The organism is Oleiphilus sp. HI0067 (assembly GCF_001635735.1).
This window is the reverse complement of record NZ_LWFI01000503.1, coordinates 1-1,046: the sequence shown is the minus strand read 5'-3', so window position 1 is coordinate 1,046 and position 1,046 is coordinate 1. Positions and strand designations below refer to the sequence as shown.

The following is a 1,046-nucleotide window of genomic DNA, read 5'->3' as shown; positions in this document are numbered from 1 at the left end:
ACGCAGTATTTGCTGGCTGTAGATCGTAACAATCCGCGTGTTGCGCCTTTATATCATTCATTCCATCCTGCAGTTCTTCAAGCTTTGTACAAGATCGCGCAAGATTCTAAGGGTATGCATGTTCAGTTAAGTATCTGTGGCGAGCTAGCGGGTGATCCGGCTGGCGCATTATTGCTTATGGCTATGGGTTATGACGCCCTTTCGATGAATGCTTCGAATCTATTACGCGTAAAAGCTGTGTTGCGAGGCGTGAGTTTGGAGTGGGCGCAAGACTTGTTGAAAGAGGTCTTGATGCTTGATTCTTCGTACATTGTTGAGAGTACATTAACGCTAGCACTAAAAGAGGCTGGTTTTGATAGATTCTTACGTAGGTCTCGTTTAGCTGAAGTGAAATCTTCCGCGGCCTTATAATCTCTCGAAAAGTCTTATTCTCGGCTTAATCCCGCATCGCTAAGTTGATCGAGATAATCCTGCCACAGACTTGTTTGTTCTAAAGCAAGTTTTCGTAAGTAGTCCCACGTGTACAATCCCGAGTCATGTCCGTCATCGAAGCTAAGCTTGAGGGCATAATTACCGGCTTGTTCTATGCCGACTAACTGCACTGACTTTTTACTGTGTTGTAGGATGGGTTTGCCATGGCCGCGCACTTCAGCAGAGGGCGATAATACGCGCAATAACTCAAAGCTCAGTGCATAGTCGCCATCGGCATAAGATAAGGCGAGTGTACGAGACTGTTTTTTGAGTTCAATGCGCGTTGGGATCATCTTAAGAGTTCGCCGTCTATAGAATGTATTGACTTAAGTCTTCGTCTTCTGCCACTTCGTTGAGCTGTTCGTCAACATACGCAGCGGTCACTTCAAACTGCTCTCTTACGCTGTCGCCCGCGTCGTAAGATATTTGCTCAAGAAGGCGCTCTAATACTGTGTGCAATCGTCGTGCTCCGATGTTCTCGGTGCTTTCGTTCACTTTCCAAGCAATGTGCGCGATACGTTCGATCGCATCATCATTGAAACTTAGTTTGACGCCTTCGGTTGCCATCAGAGCGA

At 46.6% G+C, this 1,046-nt stretch carries 2 protein-coding genes and 1 pseudogene; 1 reads left to right on the top strand and 2 read right to left on the bottom strand.

What is annotated here, in order from left to right:
* The coding region (locus tag A3739_RS05985) for a putative PEP-binding protein (RefSeq protein ID WP_304440263.1) at window positions 1-411 on the top strand (411 nt) is incomplete at its 5' end.
* A 14-nt stretch (window positions 412-425) separates the two neighbouring features.
* Here A3739_RS05985 and A3739_RS05980 read toward each other — a convergent pair.
* Together A3739_RS05980 and hslU are read right to left on the bottom strand one after the other, a co-directional pair.
* Window positions 426-764 (bottom strand): gamma-butyrobetaine hydroxylase-like domain-containing protein, encoded by a 339-nt coding sequence (locus A3739_RS05980; protein ID WP_068473934.1) that lies wholly within the window; start codon window positions 762-764, stop codon window positions 426-428.
* A gap of 16 nt (window positions 765-780) precedes the next feature.
* Window positions 781-1,046: pseudogene (gene hslU, locus A3739_RS05975) on the bottom strand (HslU--HslV peptidase ATPase subunit); the annotation flags it as partial.

Coding starts and splice junctions, on each gene's coding strand:
- A3739_RS05980 (WP_068473934.1), bottom strand. CDS start 764: ATGATCCCAACGCGCATTGAACTCAAAAAACAGTCTCGTACACTCGCC.